Origin of the sequence: Burkholderia dolosa (assembly GCF_902499135.1) — a bacterium.
In the GTDB taxonomy this organism is placed as follows: Bacteria; Pseudomonadota; Gammaproteobacteria; order Burkholderiales; family Burkholderiaceae; genus Burkholderia; species Burkholderia dolosa.
Window position 1 is genome coordinate 14,316 of the sequence record NZ_CABVPR010000007.1, and the last position, 16,532, is coordinate 30,847.

Genomic DNA, 16,532 nt, shown 5'->3' on the forward strand with positions numbered 1-16,532 from the left:
GAACCGGAGCCGGCAGCGTCGAGCGAGCGCGACGTGCGTCAGACACTAGTTGTCGATGTGCTCGCGAATACCGGCGCTGATCTGCTCGAGCGCCGCTTCGGTCGACGGCACGTGGCGCAGCGCGTTCAGCAGCACGAAGTCGTGAATCGTGCCGTTGTAGCGCACCGCCGCGACGCTGACGCCCGCCTCCTTCAGCTTGCGCGCATACGCTTCGCCCTCGTCGCGCAGCGGATCGTTCTCCGCGGTGATCACGAGCGCCGGAGGCAAACCCTTCAGCTCGTCGATGCTCGCGCGCAGCGGCGACACGTACGGGTTGTCGCGCGTCTTCGCGTCCGGCGCATACAGATCCCAGCCGTACTTCATGAACGCGCGCGCGAGAAACCGGCCGGTGCCGTACGCGCGGTACGAAGCGGTATCGACGCTCGCGTCGGTCGCCGGAATCAGCAGCGCCTGGTAGCTGATCTTCGGGCCGTTCCGGTCTTTCGCCATCAGCGTCAATGCCGCGGCCATGTTGCCGCCGACGGAGTTGCCGGCCACCGCGATGCGCGAGCCGTCTGCGCCGAACTCGCCGGCGTGCGCGGCGACCCACTTCAGCGCCGCATACGATTCCTCCAGCTGCGTCGGGAATTTCGCCTGCGGCAGCGGCGTATATTCGACGAACACGCCGATCTGGCCGGACTCGATCACGAGGTCGCGAACCAGGCGCTGGTGATTCGCGAAATTGCCGACGATCCACACGCCGCCGTGAATGAACAGCAGCACGCCCGGTTTGCGTTCGACGTGAGCCGGCTTCACGATGTAGAGCTTCACCGTGCGCCCGTCTTCGGTGATCGTGCGCTCGGTGGTCGTGATACCGGACATGTCGACCGGCGTCTGGTCCTGCAGCTGGGTCAGAATCTCCTGCGGCTTCGGCTGCGGAAGCTCCCAGAACGGGCTGCTGTCCTTGTCGAGCGCCACGAGGAACGACCGGATCTGCGGGTCGATGTGCGGATCCGTCGCGGGATCGGCCGGCGAAGCGGCGATCGACGATTTCGCCACGCCGAGCGTCGCGCAGGCGGCGACGGCCGCGAGAACCACCATCTTCCTGAATTCCATTTTCATTTGATCCCCTTCGCTTTTCCGGATGTGACTGGACGACGCGTCGCGCACCGTGCGCGACGTGCGTGCCGCGAGCGGATGCGCTCGCAGGCGCAGCCATCATGCCGAGTCGAATGCAGGGGATCTTGTCGCGACCGAAGCGTTCTTTTCTATTCGAACGGCGACGCGGTCGCATCGCCGTATCGCGGTCGCGACGGCCGGCGGATCAGGTACCGCGGCTCTTCGGCGCCGCGGCGGGCTCCGGCGGCTGATTGATGCCGAGCGCTTCGGCCTTGCGCACCAAGTCGGCGAGCGAGCGCGCGTCCATCTTCTTCATTGCCTGCCCGCGATGGATCTTCACGGTGATTTCGCTGAGGTTCATTTCCGCCGCGATCTGCTTGTTCATCAGTCCGCTCGCGACGAACGCCATCACTTCGCGCTCGCGTGCGGACAGCGTCGCATAGCGACTGCGCAGATCGCCGAGCGCGCGCTGCGCGCTTCGGCAGCGCTCGTCGCGCGCGAGCGCCGCGGCGACCGCATCGAGCATGTCCTGTTCGCGGAACGGCTTCGCGAGGAAATCCATCGCGCCGGCCTTCATTGCCTTGACCGACATCGCGATGTCGCCGTACGCGGTCATGAAGATGATCGGCAGCTGCAAGTCGGCGGCCGCGATCTGCTCCTGCACCGCGAGGCCGCTCTGGCCTTTCAGGCGCACGTCGAGAATCAGGCAGCTCGGCACGTCGGGCTTCTCGAACGCGAGAAAGTCGTGCGCGGACGCGAACGCCTCGACGCGCAGTCCGACCGACCGAAGCAGCATGTCGACCGCCGTGCGCATCGATTCGTCGTCGTCGACGACGTAGACGATCGACTGCTCGGCCGAGTCCTGCGCGTCAGTGCTCATTACACATTTCCTCATCGACTGGCAACACGAACTGCATGACCGCGCCGGGGCCGTCGCGCAGGTCCGCCCAGATGCGGCCGCCATGCGCTTCGACGATCGACCGGCAAATCGACAGCCCCATGCCCATGCCGTCCTCCTTGGTCGTGAAGAACGCACTGAACAGGCGGTCGAAATCCGCGTGCCGGATCCCCGTTCCGCTGTCCTCCACGACGACGTGCGCGTGGTCGTCATCGAACGCGCGCGTGCGGATGCGCAGACGGCGCGCGCCGGGCGCCACGCCGGACATCGCCTGCACCGCATTCATCACAAGATTGATGACGACCTGCTGCAGCTGCACACGATCGCCGCACACGCGCTGCGGCGACGCCGCATAGTCCGTTTCGACGTCGACGCGCTGATTTTCGAGCTCGCGCCGCACGAGTTCGAGCGATTCTCGCACAACGGCGTTCAGATCGAGCGACGTCTGTTCGGGCGCGCGCTTGCGCGCCAGCGCACGGATCTGGCGGATCACGTCGGACGCCCGTTTCGCGTCGCGGATCATCTGGCCGACGGATTGCTGCACTTCGGCCAGATCGGGTTCCGGCCGGTCGATCCATCGCAGCGCGGCGTCGCCGGCCGTCACGATCGCCGCGAGCGGCTGCGTGACCTCGTGCGCGATCGACGCGGCCAGCTCGCCGAGCATCGTCACGCGCGTCGCGTGCGCGAGCTCGGCGGTGGACCGGTCAAGCGCGTCCTGCGCGACGACCCGTTCGGTGATGTCCATCAGCGCGCCGACGTATTCGGCATCCGTCTGGTGCGGCATCAGATGCGCGACGTAATGCACGTGCTTGACGCGCGCGTCCGGCATCATCAGCCGGAACTGCATGTCGAGATACGGCTCGCCGGCCATCACGCGGCGCCATGCGTCGGTCACGTGCGATACGTCGTCCGGATGCGCGCGCAGCACGATCAGCTCGACGCTCGGCATCGTGTCGCGCGGCAGCTCGAAGATCCGGTACGTCTCGTCGGACCACCACATCGGGCCGTCGGGCAGCCGCATCGCGATGCTTCCGGTATGGCTGAGCCGCTGCGCGTCGGACAGAAACGCCTCGCTGCGGCGCAGCGCGTGCTCGGCCTGCTTGCGCGCCTCGATGTCGGTATTCACGCCATACCAGCGCACCACGCGCCCGCCGTCGTCGCGAAGCGGCTCGGCGCCGATGTGCACCCACCGGTACACGCCGTCGCGGCGGCGGATTCGCGCGATGTTCTCGAACGACGCTCCGCTCGCGACCGCGCGTTGCCACGCGGCGTGCAGCATGTCGAAGTCGTCCGGATGCACGACCGCGCGCCAGATGTCGCCGCCGTTCTCGGCCATCGATACGCCGAACTCGGCCCAGCGCCGGTTCACGTAGCCGATCCTGCCGTCGCCGTCCGAGCTCCACACCATCCCCGGAATCGCGTCGATCATCGCGCGCAGCTCGTTCTGCTGACGCCGCAGCTCGCCTTCCATCCGCTTGCGGTCGGTGATGTCGTTGCTCGTCGCGAGTATCGCGACCGGCTTGCCGCCCGCATCGCGCCACAGCGCGAGCCGGCTCGAGATCATGACCGTGTTGCCGTCCTTGCGCACGCGGTGCAGTTCGCCCTGCCACTGTCCGGTTTCGAGCACGGTACGGCGAATCTCGTCGAGCGGCACCGACGCATGCGTCTGCGTCAGCACGTGGATCGGCTGGCCGATCGCCTGCTGCGCGGTCCAGCCGTAAAGCGCTTCCGCGCCCTGGTTCCAGAACGCGATCCGGTCCTGCAGGTCGTAGACGACGATCGCATCGTGCGTGAGATCGAGCAGCTGAAGCCGCTCGCGCAGGATCGCGGTGTTCGCGAGATTGCGCAGCGCGAGGAATGCGGTGGTGACGATCGCGAGCAGGCTCACGCCGCAGCGCGCGAGCGCGCCGGCCGAATAGCGTTCGTCGTGCGACAGCGCGAGCGCGAGCAGTGTGAGCGCGACGCACGCGCATGCGGTGATCGACGTCGCGCGCCGCGAGCCGGCCGACGCGACCAGCAGCACGACCGCGACGTACAGCACCGCGATCGCGATGTCGAGCGGCGTCACGTCGATCGCGAAGACCGCAGCGGCCAGCGCACCGGCCAACGTGTAGAGCACGCGCGCGTCCTCGCGCCAGGGCCTGCCTGTGCTTCGGTTGAGCATCATCGTCGTTCTGCGGCGCGCCGCGCGAAGAAAAAGAAAAACGGGTCAGCGTGCTGCATCGGCCCCGCCCGCCTTCACCGACTCCAGGTGGCGCGCGACCTCCGCGGCGTCCACCGGCTTGCCGAGCACGCAGATCGCGCCCATGTCGAGCGCTTGCCGCCGGACCGAATCCGACGCGAACGCCGAGATGAAAATGATCGGCAACGTCACGCCGCCGTCGACCAGGCGCCGATACATCTCCAGGCCGGAAATGCCGGGCATCTGGACGTCCGAGATGATACAGCAGACGTCCTCCATGCCGCCCGATGCGAGGAACTGCTCCGCGGACGCATAGAGGCGCGCCGCCCAGCCCAGCGAGCGGACCAGACTCGATGTTGCGACGCGGACGGATTCGTCGTCGTCGACAATCGAAACGATCGGATTTTTCTGCAAACCTCGGGCCCTCGGCCGGAATCGTACCGTGGGCGACGCGACATCGGCCGCCCGAACCGAAGCCATATTAGAGAAATCGACGGTCCGCGGAAATCATATGTACGTATAGTCGCTGCACACGCATTGCGCGTTCCCACCGCCCGCGGCCGCCAACGCACCGGCAGACGCGGCCCGCGGCCTTCCCCCGTTCCGTCGCGCGACCCGCGGCATCGCTCGCGATCCGGCGAATTCGCTGTGCGGCGTGCGTTCGCGTAACGACGCACGACGCGCGCTCTCTATATTGCAGGCGTCGATCGCTACGCAAAAGATCGCCGTCCGCGTGCCCGCACGCGTTCTCACCATCCGCATTGACAACCGAAGGAGCGTCATCATGAAGAGCATCGTCGTTTCACTGATCCTGAGCGCAGGCGCGCTGATTCCGGCCGCCGCATTCGCGCAAGCCGCCGCGCCCGTCACGCGCGCACAGGTGCGCGCCGATCTGGCCCGCATCGAACAGGCCGGCTATCTGCCGTCGCGCGGCGCCAACGACGACTATCCGGCCGACATCCAGGCGGCCGAAGCGAAGGTCGCCGCCGCGCAGGGATACGGCGGCGTGGCCGAAACGGGCAGCAGCGCGGCCGGCGCGCGCGCCGCACGCACCGTCGCGAAAGGTGGAAGCTGCGTCGGCCCGGTCAGCTTCTGCAACCCGTACTTCGGCAGCTGAACCGTGCCGGCGCGTGCCCGCCCGCGCGACACGCGCGCGGCGGGACGCTCGTTTACGCGCGGATGAACGCGAGCAGATCGGCGTTCACGCGGTCCGCATGCGTGGTGCACAGCCCGTGCGGCGCACCGGGATAGATCGTCAGACGCGCATCGCGCACGATCTCGGCCGACAGCTTGCCCGAATCGTCGAGCGGAACGATCTGGTCGTCGTCGCCCTGCAGCACGAGCGTCGGCACGTCGATGCGTCGCAGGTCGTCGGTGAAGTCGGTTTCCGAAAATGCCTTGATGCAGTCGTACGCGCTCTTGATCGAGCATTGCATGCCCGCATACCAGAACGCGTCCACCGTGCCTTGCGACGGTCGTGCGCCGTCGCGGTTGAAGCCGTAAAATGGCACCGCGAGGTCCTTGAAGAACTGCGAGCGGTTGCCGATCACGCCGCTGCGGATATCGTCGAACACGGAAAGCGGCAGCCCGCCGGGATTCGCATCCGTCTTCAGCATCAGCGGCGGCACCGCCGCGATCAGCACCGCCTTCGCGACGCGCTGCGTGCCGTGCCGGCCGATGTAGCGCGCGACTTCGCCGCCGCCCGTCGAGTGGCCGACGAGCACCGCGTCCTTCAGGTCCAGATGCTCGATCAGCTCGGCCAGATCGTCCGCGTAGCGCGACATGTCGTTGCCGTTCCAAGGCTGGCTCGAGCGGCCGTGCCCGCGGCGGTCGTGCGCGATCACGCGATAGCCGCGCTCGGCGAGATACATCATCTGCGCGTCCCACGCGTCCGCGTTCAACGGCCATCCGTGCGAGAACACCACGGGCTGCCCCGTGCCCCAGTCCTTGTAAAACAGTTCGGTGCCGTCTTTCAGTACGAGCTTTGCCATCTTCATGCTCCTTCGAGAATGCCGCTTGCGCCCGCCGGTCGCAGGAAAAAAGCGGCGGTTCGCACGGCTCGCGCGCCGGCCCTGTGCCGGTCGCGCTGTCGTGCATCGGTCGCATTCTCGACGGCGCGGAACGGGCCGGCTTTCCGCGCGGCCCGCTGCATTTCGGCTCCGCACGATCGCTGCGCCGCGCGCGCCGCAGCCGTGCGAGGCGCACCGGCCGCATGCAGCGGCGGCGCCGGACGACGTCCGGGCCATTTTGTCTGTGTATAATCGGCGCGCATTTTTCCGCGAGATAGCATGCCCTGTGCCGCGGGAGTCGCTCGGACACACGGCCAACGTGGCTTTCCCACAATGAACGAACCTCACGCAGCGACAGGCAGCATCCGCGATCGCGAGACCCGCGCAGCCGACGATCGCGCGGCGGCCGACGACGCACGCGTCGATGCGTTGTTCCGGTCCGCGCCGATCCCGATCCTGATCGAGGACTGGTCCGGCATCAAGCGCTGGATCGATACGCTGAAAGCGCGCGGCGTGACCGATCTCGAGGCGTACCTCGACGCGCATCCGGACGTGATCGACGAAGTTCGCCGGCTGCACGCGTTCGTCGACGCGAACGACGCAACGCTCGCGCTGTTCGATGCGCAATCGAAGGATGCGTTCTTCGCGGCCGCACAGCGGCTGCTGCCGGCGAGCCGGCTCAGCAACTCGCAGGTCCTGCACGCGATGTTCGAAGGCCGTTCGTCATGCCAGGGCGAACGCACGCTGGCGACACTGTCGGGCAGGAAGGTGCCGATCGTATGGCGCTGCGCGCTGCCGGCCGACGACGACGCGTACCGTCGCCTCCATTTCTACGCATTCGACGTCACCGAGTACAAGGAGAACAGCGAGCGGCTCGACGCGCTGCGCGCGCAGCTCGCGCGCACCGCGCGTGCATCGATGATGGGGCAGCTCGTCGCGTCCATCACGCACGAGATCGGCCAGCCGCTCGGCGCGATCCGCACCGCGCTCGACGCGGCCGTCCGCTGGCTCGACCGCGCGGAGCCGAACGTCGCCGAGGCCACCGCCGCGTTTCGTCATGCGTCGCGATGGACCGACGACATGGCGAACATTTGCCGCCGGCTGCGCGGGTTCCTCGCCGGTGCGCCGGTCGAAGCGGTCGCGCTCGATTGCGCGGAAGTTGTCGCGTCGGCGATGCAGCTGATCGCGTCGGAAGCCGGCACGCACGGCATCGCGCTCGGCAGCGAAGTCGCGCCCGGCACGACCGCGCATGCCGACCGCATCCAGCTGCAGCAAGTGCTGACGAACCTGCTGATCAACGGCATTCACGCGATCGACGCAACGCGCGACGACGGTCGCGAGCGGCGGCTGCACGTACGCGCCGGCCGCTACGACGACACGCATACGCTGTTCGAGGTCGCTGATACCGGATGCGGGATCGCGAGCACGCCGCCCGATGCGATCTTTCAGCCGTTTTCGAGCACGAAGCGCGACGGCATGGGCATGGGGCTGCCGATTTCGAAATCGATCGTCGAAGCGCACGGCGGAGCGATCTGGATCGGCGACACCGGCGCGCACGGCACGCGGTTCTGCTTCACGCTGCCTTCGGCGCCGCGCGCGAACGGCAGCACGGCCGACGCCGCGCAGCGCGATCGTCGCCAGGGCGCACAGTGAAGCGCGAGCCCGTCGTGCCGGATGCGGACGTCGCGCCAGCGATCGCCGGTCACACGGATCGCCGCACGCCCGAGCGCCGGATCCTCGCGACGATCGTCATCGCAAACGCGCTCGAATTTTTCGACTATTTCTCGTACGCCGTTTTCGCGGCGTTCATTACCCGCACGTTCTTCCCGCACGTCGCCGACGGCTACGGCACCCTGCTGTCGCTCGGCACGTTCGCGGCCGGCTTTCTGTCGCGGCCGATCGGTGCGCTCGCAATCGGCGTGCACGCGGATGCGGCCGGCCGCAAACCCGCGCTGCTGCTCACCGCCGCGCTCGTGACCGCCGGCTCGTTCGGGCTCGCGGTGATTCCCGGCTACGCGACGCTCGGCATCGCGGCGCCGATCGCCGTCCTGCTGTGCCGGATCCTGCAGGGCATCGCGATCGGTGGCGAGATGGGCGCATCCGGCGCGTTGCTGATCGAGCGATGTCCGCCCGACCGGAAGTGCACGTATGCGGGCTGGCTCATGGCCGGGCAAGGACTCGCGCTGGTTGCCGCGGGCGCCTGCGGCGTCGCACTGCACGCGACGCTGAGCGCCGCGCAGATCGAGCGCTGGGGCTGGCGCGTGCCGTTCGCGCTCGCGGCCGCGCTGATTCCGGTGCAGATCTATCTGCGCCGTCACATCGACGAAACGTGGGAAGCGCGCCGCGCAACGCTCGCATTCGGCGCGCTGCTCGGACGCCATCGCGGCCGATGGCTGCTGGCGATCGCGCTGATTTTCGGCGGCACGGTGCCGACGTACGTCGCGACCTACGCGACGACGTTCGGCGTCGCAGGCCCGCCGCCGTCCGCGTATGCGTCGTTCGTCACGACGGCGGCCGTCGGCGCGGTCACGCTCGTCTTGTCGATCGCGGGCGGCTGCGCCGCCGATCGCATCGGCCGCATCCGCACGATCGTGCTCGCCCGCGCGCTGACGATGGCGGTCGTGCTGCCCGCGTTCTACTACGCTGCCGTTCATCCGCACCCGCTCGCACTGCTCGGTGTCGTCGCGCTGTTCGCCGGGCTGTCGGCGCTCGCCGGCGCGCCGAGCATCGTCGCGATCCTCGACATGTTCCCCGCCCGCGGCCGCGCGGCCGCGCTGTCGGTCGTCTACGCGACCGGCGTCGCGCTGTTCGGCGGCACCGCACCGTTCGTCGTCGCGTCCGTCGGCGTGTGGGCCGGCACGCACCGCGCGGCCGGCTGGTACGTATTCGTGTCGGCCGCCGTCACGCTGATCGCGATCGCCGCCGCGCGCGCGGCCGGCGAACCGACGTCCACCGCCCGGCGCTGAGCGCCGCTTCCCGCAACCGCGGCAATATTCCCGATCCGCGCATCGCCGTCGTGCGATTCGGCAAACGCCCGCCGTTTGCCGACAGCGCCCGTACGGGCGTCCGTCCAGAATCCGCCTGTCGTCCGGTGCGTCTTCGTTCGAAGCGTCCGACGTACCGCTGAAAAGCGACCGAAGACGTGTCATGTCGTACGCGAACGTGCACCTGCGCGATCGTCCGAACGGCACGTCTCGACCAACGCAGCCACCCTTCGGACAGGATCGAACCATGTCACACCATCTCGACTCCCCGCTCGCGCGGCAGGACATCCGCCTCGACATCACCGACCTCTACTGCTTTCGCGGCGAGATCGGCACGGTACTCGTGATCAACGTCTGCCACTCGATTGCGGGCGACGTGCCGACGCCCGGCTATCACCCGGAAGGATTCTACGAATTCAAGCTCGATCTGGACGGCGACGCGATCGAAGACGTCACGTACCGGATCCGCTTCGACGCACGCGACGCAGCAGGCGTGCAGCGCTTCGAGCTGCGCCGCATCGCCGGCGCGGCGGCAACCGACCCGCATGCGGACGGCGAGCTCGTGCTGCGCGGCCGCACCGACGAAACCGCCGGCGCCGGTTCCGGCGTGCGCGTATGGGCCGGCAAGGCCGGCGATCCGTTCTGGATCGAGCCGGACGTGCTGCATGCGGTCGGTCACGCGTTCCAGGACGGCACGCCGCTCGACCTCGGCACGTGGGAGCCGAGCCACGCGCGCAACCTGTTCGCCGGCCACACCGTGTACTCGATCGTGCTCGAGGTGCCCGACGCCGATCTCGTCGGCAACGCGGCGACGAACCGCAAGGTCGGCGTATGGGCGGTCGCGACGCTCGCGACGGACGCGGGCGGCTGGCGCTCGATCAACCGCGTCGGGCTGCCGATGATTCATCCGCTGTTCACGCAATACAACGAAGACCTCGGCGATCGGCTCAATGCCGGCTGCCCCGCCGACGATTTCGCGACCTATGGCGAAACCGTGATCGCGTCGGTGGCCGGCGCGGTGCGTGCGAACGGCACCGCGGAAGATCCGGTCGGCTATGCGACGGCCGTCGCTCACCGCTTCCTGCCGAACGTCCTGCCGTACACGATCGGCACGCCGGCCGTGTTCGGCATGGCCGAGTGGAACGGCCGGTCGCTCACCGACAACGCGCCCGACGTGATGTTCACGATCGCATCGAACACGCCGATCCGGCTCGGCATCGGCAAGGAATCGGTCACGTCGAAACCGACGTCGACGTTCCCGTACGTTCCGAAGGCCTGACCCGGCCGGTGTCTGCCGCACCCGGCGGCCACGCGCTGCCGGGTGCGCGCTGCCCCCTTCTTCGAGGCTCCCATGCTTGCACGTCGACACCTTCCGCCGGCGACCGGCGTCGCCCCGGCCGCGCACGCGCGCGTCCGGTCCATCGATCTGTCCGCGCTCTGGATCGTCGCGTTCATCGTGCTGCTGCACGTCGTCGGCTGGGGCACGCTGATCGCGCTGATCGTTCCGCAGCATCTGAGCGTCGGGTCGCGCGCATTCGGCATCGGCGCCGGGATCACCGCGTATTCGCTCGGGATGCGCCATGCGTTCGATGCGGACCACATCGCCGCGATCGACAACACCACGCGCAAGCTGCTCGGCGAAGGCCAGCGTTCGGCAAGCGTCGGATTCTGGTTTTCGTTCGGCCACTCGAGCGTCGTGTTCGGGCTCGCGGTGCTGATCTCGCTCGGCATGCACTCGGTGTCCACGCACGTCGTCGACGCGGGCTCGACGCTGCGCGCGCTGACCAGCGTGCTCGGCGCGACCGTATCGAGCGTCTTTCTCTATGCGATCGCGGCGCTGAACGTCGCGGCATTCTACGACCTGTACCGCGCGTTCCGCGCGATGCGCACGGGACGCTTCGACGAAGCGCAGCTCGAACGGCGCCTCGAATCGCGCGGCATCGTCGCGCGCGTGCTCGCGCCGCTGATGCGCATCGTGCGCAAGCCGGCGCAGATGTATTTCGTCGGCCTGCTGTTCGGTCTCGGCTTCGATACGGCGACGGAAATCGCGCTGCTCGTGCTGACCGGCTCCGGCGCCGCGTCCGGCCTGCCGTGGTACGCGATTCTGTGTCTGCCCGTGCTGTTCGCGGCCGGCATGCTGCTGTTCGACACGATCGACGGTTCGTTCATGCACGTCGCGTACGGCTGGGCGCTCGCCCGGCCGGTCCGCAAGATCTACTACAACCTCGTCGTCACGGGCCTGTCGATCGGCGTCGCGCTCGTGATCGGCACGATCGAGATGCTCGGCCTGCTCAACCATGCACTCGGCATGCACGGCGCGTTCGGCGCATGGCTGTCGGCGCTCGATCTGAACGATGTCGGCTTCGCGATCGTCGGGCTGTTCGTCGCGACATGGGCGATCTCCGTCGCGATATGGAAGTTCGGCCGCATCGAACAGCGCTGGGCCGCCGGCCCCGACGCATAGCGTCGCACCACTGTACGTTCACCCCGCCCACGGAGGCTATCCATCATGAGCAAAGTCATACTCGTCACCGGCGCGTCCAGCGGCTTCGGCCGGCTCACCGCCGAGGCGCTCGCGCACGCCGGCCACACCGTCTACGCGTCGATGCGCGACACCGGCGCGCGCAATGCGCCGGTGGTCGAGCAAATGCGTGCGCTCGCGCGCGACGCACACGTCGACTTGCGCCCGCTCGAACTCGACGTGCAGTCCGACGCATCGATCGATCGCGCGGTCGAACAGCTCGTCGCGCAAGCCGGCCGCATCGACGTGCTGATCCACAACGCCGGCCACATGGCGTTCGGCCCGGCCGAAGCGTTCACGCCCGAGCAGTACGCGCAGCTGTACGACATCAACGTGCTCAGCACGCAGCGCGTGAACCGCGCGGTGCTGCCGCATCTGCGCGCGCAACGTCAGGGGCTGCTGATCTGGGTGTCGAGCAGCAGCGCCGCCGGCGGCACGCCGCCGTACCTCGCGCCGTACTTCGGCGCAAAGGCCGCGATGGACGCGATCGCCGTGCTGTATGCGCGCGAGCTGTCGCGCTGGGGGATCGAGACGTCGATCGTCGTGCCGGGCGCGTTCACGCAGGGCACCAATCACTTCGCGCATGCGAGCGCGCCCGCCGATGCCGCGCGTGCGGCCGAATACGACGCGGGCCCGTATCCCGACTTCGGCCGCGAAGTGCAGGATGCGTTCGCCGCGATCGTGCCGGCCGATGCGCACGCGAGCCTCGTCGCCGATGCGATCGTCGACGTGGTCGCAGCGCCGGCCGGCAAGCGCCCGTTCCGCGTCCACATCGATCCGACCGAGGACGGCGCGAACGTCGGCTTTGCCGTGCTCGACCGGCTGCGTGCCGAGATGCTGCATCGCGTCGGCTTGTCCGACCTTCTGTCGCCGCGCATTCGGACGTCCGACTGACGCGATGCACGCGCGTACGAACGTACGAACGTGCGCGCGTCAGTCAAACGTCGTTTCCAAGCCGAACAGTCATCACCCACCCGGGTTCGACCGCACGACGCATCGCGTCCGCAGCGGCCCGGCACTCACCTGAAGGAGCAAACATGTCCGAATCGTCCGGCAAGATCGCCATCGTCACCGGTTCGTCGCGCGGCATCGGCGCCGATATCGCCGTCCGCCTCGCGCACGACGGATTCAAGGTCGTCGTCAACTACGCGAGCAATGCGGCACCGGCCGAGGAAGTGGCCGCCCGCATTCGTGAGGGCGGCGGCGACGCGCTGCTCGTCAAGGCTGACATTGCCGATCCGGCGGCGACCATCGCGCTGTTCGACGCAACGGAAAAAGCGTACGGCGGCGTCGACGTGGTCGTGAACAGCGCGGGCGTCATGCATCAGGCCAGGCTCGCCGAGTTCGACGACGCGACGTTCGATCGAACGGTCGCGATCAATTTCAAGGGCGCGTTCAACGTGAGCCGCGAAGCCGCGCGCCGCGTGCGCGACGGCGGCCGGATCATGAACCTGACGACGAGCGTGACCGGCGTGCGGCTGCCGACGTACGCGGTTTATATCGCGACGAAGTGCGCAGTCGAAGGGCTCACGCAGGTGCTCGCGCAGGAACTGCGCGGCCGCGGCATCAGCGTCAATGCGGTGGCGCCGGGGCCGGTGGCCACCGAGCTGTTTCTCGCGGGCAAGAGCGCCGAGCTCATCGACCGGATGGCGAAGATGAATCCGCTCGAGCGGCTCGGGCAGCCGGCCGACATCTCGGCCGTCGTCGCGTTCCTCGCGAGCCCGGAGGGCGCGTGGATCAACGGCCAGGTCGTGCGCGCGAACGGCGGCATGTGCTGACGATCGGTTGGGCGGGCCTGCGGGCCTGCCCGCCCCGCGCAGTCGCTCATCGCAGTCGACGTGCATTTGGAGCGGTTCTCGAGCCAACCCTTCGGCTCCTTTTCCGGTTCAGCAAGTGAATGCGTCGGGCACGAAACCGTCAAGCTCGGGCCGTTTTCTCGTTCCGTGCATGCAACTTCCCGGCTCGCCCAATAAGGACGGGCAACGGCTGGCAGCCCGCGCGGTCAGCTGTCGCGGTCGAGCATGAACCCGGTCGATCGCAGCTTTCGATCGTCGAGCCGATAGAAGCCCATCGGGAAGCGCTTCGCGACACGCTTGCCGACGGCAACGCTTTTCACGACGTCGGCGAGCAACGGAACGTGCACGAGCGGCTTGCGGCCCGCACGCCGATAGACTTCCTCGTACGTCGGAGACGCCGTGTCGGCGATGTTGAATGCTTCGATGCCGCTGCGCGCGCCGCGATCGAGCGAGCGCCGCAGAAGATGAACGATGGCTCTCGCGACGTTGCGCGGCGAAATATAGTGGCTGTTTCGGTACAGCGCGAAAAGCCGCTTCGTCCTGTTCCACTGCAGCGAGGCTTCGAGATAGCCGGGCTGCTGCGCGAGCGCGATCCGATACAGGTCGACGTGCATGCGTTCGGCGTATCGGGAAAGGACGTCCTCGCCGATCCGTTTGCTTCGCGCGTATTCACGCATCTGCGGCGATTCGAAATACTGTCTTTCGATCGGACGGCTCACGTCGAGCAACGGCGCGTTTTCATCCACGAGTCGGCGGCACGGCGAGCCGTAGACCACCATCGAGCTCGCGTGCCCGAAGTACCCGACACCGTTGCGCACGCACGCATCGGCAAGGCGCTTCAGGTTGGTGACGTTGATCGTTTCGAGATGCGGCGTGCCGGGCAAGCCGCCCGCCAGATGCACGACAGCCGCCACGCCGTCCACGAGCCGGTCCAGTGCAGCGTCCGCGAGATTCGCGTCGGAGAAGTCCACCGCAACCCATTCGACACGGGAATCGGACGGCACCTTGCGATGGAACTGCCCGCGCACCCGGTAGCCGTGCCGAATCAACTGGCCGACGACATCGGCGCCCAGGTTGCCCGTCGCGCCTGTGACCAATACGAGCGGCCGCGCGTCGTCCGTCGCCACGGGCGGCTTCAGCGCGGCGATCCGTCGTTCGACCAGCCTCGATTTCAGATGATCGGCAAGCCTGATCGCGAGCGCCATGATTACCATGGTCGGATTGGCGTGGCCGCTGGTCGGAAAGACCGACGCGCCTGCGACGTAGAGGCCGTCGACGTCATGCACGCGGCAGTTCGCGTCCACGACGCTCGTCGCCGGGTCGCGTCCCATTCGCGTCGTGCCGGCCGTGTGCGCCATGTCGTGGAGCGCGATTCCGGACACGTCGCCCGCCGAGATGTCGCGCCGTAGTTCGAAGCCCCGAATGCCGGCCTCGCGCAAATCGCTTTCGAGCAATTGCGCAAAGGTCACGACCGCTTCCTTCATTAGACTCCCCGGCTCCCACGTCACATGGGCCACGGGCAGCCCAAGCCGGTCGCATCGGCTCGATAGCGTGACGCGGTTGTCGCGCAGCGGCGGTTGTTCGCAAATGACGTCGAGCGTCACCTTCTCGATTTTTCTGCCGGTGCCCTTCGCGACATAGTCGCGGGCGACGAAGTTGGCGTCGAGCCGGATGACGGTGTCGACGATCAGGCGGCGCAGGCGTCGCGGCAGTATCGAGCTGCCCACGATCCGGCGTCCGACGAAACTGACGACCACGCCCGAGCGCTGCAACACGAGCAGCAGGTCCGCCAGCGGGCGCTTGCTTTGCCGCTTCGCCAGCCGTTTCAGCGCCACCACGGGATCGTCGTCGGAAATGCGGGCGTTCGCATACGCCGCCATGTTCGGCAGGCGGCGCTGCTGCTGGACTTCCGGGCGAAGCGCGAGCCCGTGCGAATACATGAACGCGCGATAGTCCCGCTGCAGCGAGAAGAAGCCGAGCAACGCCGCGGCCGACGCCTGGCTGTCGGGCGAAAACGTGCCGATCGACATGCACGGGTGGTCCGTCAGATAGCGCCCGACGACATCGTGTGCATTCCCGAGCGCACGACCATCTGCATCGCGCGACATCAGCAGCAACCGCGCGTTTTCGATCGCGCCAGCGGCCAGCACCACGTGACGCGACGCGAGCACGCGGCGCCGCTTGCCGGACAGCGACGACACGATCTCGACGCCGGTCACGCCTGCGGCATCCGCATGTATCGCGCATGCCGTCGCGTTGAGCACGACCGTCACGCCGGGATGCGACTCGCTCCTGAAGTCCGGCCCGAAGCGCATTACGTCGGTGAGATTGCGATGAGAGCGCGCGAGCTGCCAGAAGAACGACGACACATGCCGCATGCGCGCCATTTCGGCAGGCTCGCGCAATTTCGCCGCGTGCCAGAAGGCCTGACCGCCGACGATCGGTCCGACGTCGAGACGCCGTGCGGCACGCTCGACGTACGGCGCGATGTCCGTATCGGCAATCGGCCATCCTGAATCGGGTATCCACTCGCGCGCAGCGAAATCGAGCGGATCGAACGGCGCGACCTTGCCTGCCCAGCCCGCAGTGGAGCCGCCGAGCACCCGGCATCGGACGCCGAACTTCTGTGTCTGCGCGCGCCAGTATTTCAACTGAAACGCATGCGACGCGTGCCGCGATCGCTGCAACGCGGCGTCTTCCAGCGAACCGTCGACATCGACGTCGTTCAGCGCTTCGTGTTCCGCCGACTCTTCGACGTCGCCGCTTTCCAGCAGCAGGATCTTCAGGCCGATGCCGGACAACTCGCGGATGATCGTCAGCCCGGCCGCGCCGCCGCCGACGACGATGAGGTCGAACGATGCCGACCACTCGTCGCCGGACAACTCGTCTGCTTCAAAATCGATAAAGTGCGTCATCTCGCGATATCCGCTGACTGGAGGTCGCGGGCGATGTCGACGAGGATCTGCAGATTCGAAAAATCGACATTGCTCCGGTTGGAGCATCAAAATACCGTCCGCGTCGGCGCGCAGTGTGCTCCATCGCAC

13 protein-coding genes are annotated in these 16,532 nt (G+C 67.8%); 7 read left to right on the forward strand and 6 right to left on the reverse strand.

The window, feature by feature from the left end; all coding sequences use genetic code 11:
• Positions 1-45: 45 nt before the first annotated feature.
• From BUB20358_RS05210 to BUB20358_RS05225, 4 genes are all read right to left on the reverse strand, one after another.
• On the reverse strand, positions 46-1,101 hold the full coding sequence (locus tag BUB20358_RS05210) for an alpha/beta hydrolase (protein WP_035975614.1): 1,056 nt from the start codon (positions 1,099-1,101) through the stop codon (positions 46-48).
• A gap of 202 nt (positions 1,102-1,303) precedes the next feature.
• Entirely contained in the window at positions 1,304-1,978 is a 675-nt protein-coding gene (locus tag BUB20358_RS05215) for a response regulator transcription factor (RefSeq protein WP_035975612.1), read from the reverse strand.
• Positions 1,968-4,160, reverse strand: a complete 2,193-nt coding sequence (locus BUB20358_RS05220) for a PAS domain-containing sensor histidine kinase (protein WP_165802980.1) — start codon at positions 4,158-4,160, stop codon at positions 1,968-1,970. Before BUB20358_RS05220 ends, BUB20358_RS05215 begins: the two co-directional genes overlap by 11 nt.
• Before the next feature lie 45 nt (positions 4,161-4,205).
• Positions 4,206-4,592 carry a response regulator transcription factor gene (locus tag BUB20358_RS05225; protein ID WP_006405775.1) on the reverse strand — a complete coding sequence of 129 codons (387 nt, stop codon included), beginning with the start codon at positions 4,590-4,592 and terminating at the stop codon, positions 4,206-4,208.
• 370 nt (positions 4,593-4,962) lie between these two features.
• Here BUB20358_RS05225 and BUB20358_RS05230 point away from each other — a divergent pair, with 370 nt between their 5' ends.
• Positions 4,963-5,295 (forward strand): DUF4148 domain-containing protein, encoded by a 333-nt coding sequence (locus BUB20358_RS05230; protein ID WP_006405777.1) that lies wholly within the window; start codon positions 4,963-4,965, stop codon positions 5,293-5,295.
• 52 nt (positions 5,296-5,347) lie between these two features.
• On the opposite strand, the gene BUB20358_RS05235 is transcribed toward BUB20358_RS05230, so the two are convergent.
• Positions 5,348-6,169 carry an alpha/beta fold hydrolase gene (locus BUB20358_RS05235; protein ID WP_006405778.1) on the reverse strand — a complete coding sequence of 274 codons (822 nt, stop codon included), beginning with the start codon at positions 6,167-6,169 and terminating at the stop codon, positions 5,348-5,350.
• Between the two features lie 351 nt (positions 6,170-6,520).
• On the opposite strand from BUB20358_RS05235, the gene BUB20358_RS05240 reads away from it, so the two are divergent.
• The 6 genes from BUB20358_RS05240 (at position 6,521) to BUB20358_RS05265 (ending at position 13,470) form a co-directional block, all read left to right on the forward strand.
• Positions 6,521-7,840, forward strand: a complete 1,320-nt coding sequence (locus BUB20358_RS05240; protein WP_035975608.1) for a sensor histidine kinase — start codon at positions 6,521-6,523, stop codon at positions 7,838-7,840.
• Positions 7,837-9,153: an MFS transporter gene (locus tag BUB20358_RS05245; protein ID WP_035975607.1), complete on the forward strand. Its 1,317-nt coding sequence runs from the start codon at positions 7,837-7,839 to the stop codon at positions 9,151-9,153. The genes BUB20358_RS05240 and BUB20358_RS05245 overlap by 4 nt, the downstream gene beginning before the upstream one ends.
• Positions 9,154-9,418: 265 nt before the next feature.
• Positions 9,419-10,450 (forward strand): DUF4331 family protein, encoded by a 1,032-nt coding sequence (locus BUB20358_RS05250; protein WP_174484782.1) that lies wholly within the window; start codon positions 9,419-9,421, stop codon positions 10,448-10,450.
• Between the two features lie 72 nt (positions 10,451-10,522).
• Positions 10,523-11,635 (forward strand): Nickel transporter NicT, encoded by a 1,113-nt coding sequence (gene nicT / locus BUB20358_RS05255; RefSeq protein ID WP_081293523.1) that lies wholly within the window; start codon positions 10,523-10,525, stop codon positions 11,633-11,635.
• Between the two features lie 45 nt (positions 11,636-11,680).
• On the forward strand, positions 11,681-12,586 hold the full coding sequence (locus tag BUB20358_RS05260) for an SDR family oxidoreductase (protein WP_006767199.1): 906 nt from the start codon (positions 11,681-11,683) through the stop codon (positions 12,584-12,586).
• 143 nt (positions 12,587-12,729) lie between these two features.
• Positions 12,730-13,470, forward strand: a complete 741-nt coding sequence (locus BUB20358_RS05265) for an SDR family oxidoreductase (RefSeq protein WP_006767198.1) — start codon at positions 12,730-12,732, stop codon at positions 13,468-13,470.
• Between the two features lie 224 nt (positions 13,471-13,694).
• Here BUB20358_RS05265 and BUB20358_RS05270 read toward each other — a convergent pair whose 3' ends face one another.
• Entirely contained in the window at positions 13,695-16,403 is a 2,709-nt protein-coding gene (locus BUB20358_RS05270) for a GMC oxidoreductase (protein ID WP_035975605.1), read from the reverse strand.
• Between the last annotated feature and the right edge of the window lie 129 nt (positions 16,404-16,532).

Coding starts and splice junctions, on each gene's coding strand:
- BUB20358_RS05210 (WP_035975614.1), bottom strand. CDS start 1,101: ATGAAAATGGAATTCAGGAAGATGGTGGTTCTCGCGGCCGTCGCCGCC.
- BUB20358_RS05215 (WP_035975612.1), bottom strand. CDS start 1,978: ATGAGCACTGACGCGCAGGACTCGGCCGAGCAGTCGATCGTCTACGTC.
- BUB20358_RS05220 (WP_165802980.1), bottom strand. CDS start 4,160: ATGCTCAACCGAAGCACAGGCAGGCCCTGGCGCGAGGACGCGCGCGTG.
- BUB20358_RS05230 (WP_006405777.1), top strand. CDS start 4,963: ATGAAGAGCATCGTCGTTTCACTGATCCTGAGCGCAGGCGCGCTGATT.
- BUB20358_RS05235 (WP_006405778.1), bottom strand. CDS start 6,169: ATGGCAAAGCTCGTACTGAAAGACGGCACCGAACTGTTTTACAAGGAC.
- BUB20358_RS05240 (WP_035975608.1), top strand. CDS start 6,521: ATGAACGAACCTCACGCAGCGACAGGCAGCATCCGCGATCGCGAGACC.
- BUB20358_RS05250 (WP_174484782.1), top strand. CDS start 9,419: ATGTCACACCATCTCGACTCCCCGCTCGCGCGGCAGGACATCCGCCTC.
- nicT (WP_081293523.1), top strand. CDS start 10,523: ATGCTTGCACGTCGACACCTTCCGCCGGCGACCGGCGTCGCCCCGGCC.
- BUB20358_RS05260 (WP_006767199.1), top strand. CDS start 11,681: ATGAGCAAAGTCATACTCGTCACCGGCGCGTCCAGCGGCTTCGGCCGG.
- BUB20358_RS05265 (WP_006767198.1), top strand. CDS start 12,730: ATGTCCGAATCGTCCGGCAAGATCGCCATCGTCACCGGTTCGTCGCGC.
- BUB20358_RS05270 (WP_035975605.1), bottom strand. CDS start 16,403: ATGACGCACTTTATCGATTTTGAAGCAGACGAGTTGTCCGGCGACGAG.